Source organism: Streptomyces sp. 796.1 (assembly GCF_047525675.1).
GTDB lineage: Bacteria > Actinomycetota > Actinomycetes > Streptomycetales > Streptomycetaceae > Streptomyces.
Genome location: NZ_JBLIWA010000100.1, coordinates 1 through 1673, shown reverse-complemented (window position 1 = coordinate 1673; position 1673 = coordinate 1). Strand labels below are relative to the sequence as shown.

Here is a 1673-nt window from a genome sequence, read left to right as displayed (position 1 = left end):
CCCGCCGGGGGCCGCGCCGGGCGTCGGTTCGGCCGCAGCGGCGCAGCCGTCGAGCACCGCCCGCACCTCGGCCGGCGGATACGGCGCACCGGCCGGGCCCTGCGTGGCGTGCTCGCGCCGCTCCCAGGCGGCCACCAACTCCGCGGCCAGCCGGGGCGCCCGCTGCGGGTCGGCGAGGTGGGCGCGCAGCGCGTCGACGGTGCGGCCCTCGGTCGCGCCGTGCACCGCGCGCAGGGTGCGCCGGGCGAGCTCGTCACGGGTGGCGGGGGTGGGCGGGCCGTACCGGGTGGCCAGCTCGAAGCAGGGCTGGAAGTACCGGTCCTGCGGATGGCCCTCGCTGATCCTGGCCGCCCGCCTGGCCCGCTTGAGCACGGTGAACCACTCCGCGGTGGCGCGCAGGACGTCGGCCGCCGCGTGCACCGATGCGGCCAGCAGCGCCGCGCCGTCGGCGCTCACCAGCGGCCCCGCGCACTGCGGGTGTTGGCCGGGCCGGATGACCAGGGGATCGAGGAGGAGTTTGACGGTGCGGCTGAGCGGGCCGCCCTGGGCCCCGCTGAGCGCCTCCACGCCCGCCAGCCCCTGCCACACCTCGTGCAGCACCGCGGCGCGCGGACGCGCGCGTGCCCCGTCATCCGAGGCGTCCGGGCCGATCCGCATGCCGGCAGCTTAAACGGGCGTTCGAGGCGGACCCAAACCTGGGACAGGTAGGCGCGGTACCCCTCCTAACGTCGGGGTCGTTGGTTCGCCTGCGGGAAGGACACCCCATGATTCGCACCCTTCGAGCCGCGGCCTGGCTGTTCCTCGCGGGCTCGGTCGGCTACTACCTCTGGTACGGGCTCACCGCCGACGCCTCGGACTCCGGCGGCCTCGCGTGGGTCGGGCCGCAGATGATCCCGCTGGGCATCGCGGTGAGCCTGGTTCCGGTGCTGCTGGCCTTCACCAAGGACGGCGTGGTTTCCGCCTTCACCGGGCGCAACAGCGCGGCCTTCCGCAACGGCCTGCTCGGCGTCGGCACCGTCACCGGCACCCGCCCCACCGGGACCACCCTGAACGACCAGCCCGAGGTGCGCATCGAACTGAACGTACGCGGCGCGGACGGCACCACCTTCGACTCGCACGCGAAGCTCGTGGTGCCCCTGACGGACCTCGCCCTGTTCGCGCCGGGCGCCGTACTGCCCGTCCGCTACCTGCCGGGCCGCACCGACCGCGTCGAGATCGACCGCTCGGGGGACATGGCGGGGGCCCAGGCCGTGTACAACGAGGTGCAGTTCCAGCGCGGCCTGACCACCCGGGAGGCACTGGAGGTCGCCGAGCGCGGCATCCCCGCATCGGCCGTGGTCCGCTCGCTGGACGTGACCGGCGCGGTCCGCGAGGAGTACGCCGAACTCCGCCTCGGCCTGATCGTCAGCCGCCCGGACGGCACGACGTTCGAAACCGAGGTGGAGAAGTTCCTGCCGCCGCGCGCGGTGCAACTGGTCCAGGTGGGCCGGGTCATCCAGGTGCGCTACCTACCGGCCGATGAGACGCGCATCGCGCTGGCCCTGCCGGCCAACGCTTGACGCGCGGCCGGCCGGCCCCCGCACGGCCCGCCCGCGGGGCGCGGGGTACGCGCCGTGGCGCGGCCGACCGGCCCCGGCCCCGGCACCCCGGCCCCGGCCCCGGCACCCCGGCCC

At 76.0% G+C, this 1673-nt stretch carries 1 protein-coding gene and 1 pseudogene; one reads left to right on the top strand and one right to left on the bottom strand.

The window, feature by feature from the left end; translation table 11 throughout:
• Positions 1–657, bottom strand: a pseudogene (locus ACMA1D_RS31890) (hypothetical protein); the annotation flags it as partial.
• A gap of 107 nt (positions 658–764) precedes the next feature.
• Here ACMA1D_RS31890 and ACMA1D_RS31885 point away from each other — a divergent pair.
• Positions 765–1559, top strand: a complete 795-nt coding sequence (locus ACMA1D_RS31885; protein WP_414727457.1) for a hypothetical protein — start codon at positions 765–767, stop codon at positions 1557–1559.
• Positions 1560–1673: the final 114 nt, after the last annotated feature.

Coding starts and splice junctions, on each gene's coding strand:
- ACMA1D_RS31885 (WP_414727457.1), top strand. CDS start 765: ATGATTCGCACCCTTCGAGCCGCGGCCTGGCTGTTCCTCGCGGGCTCG.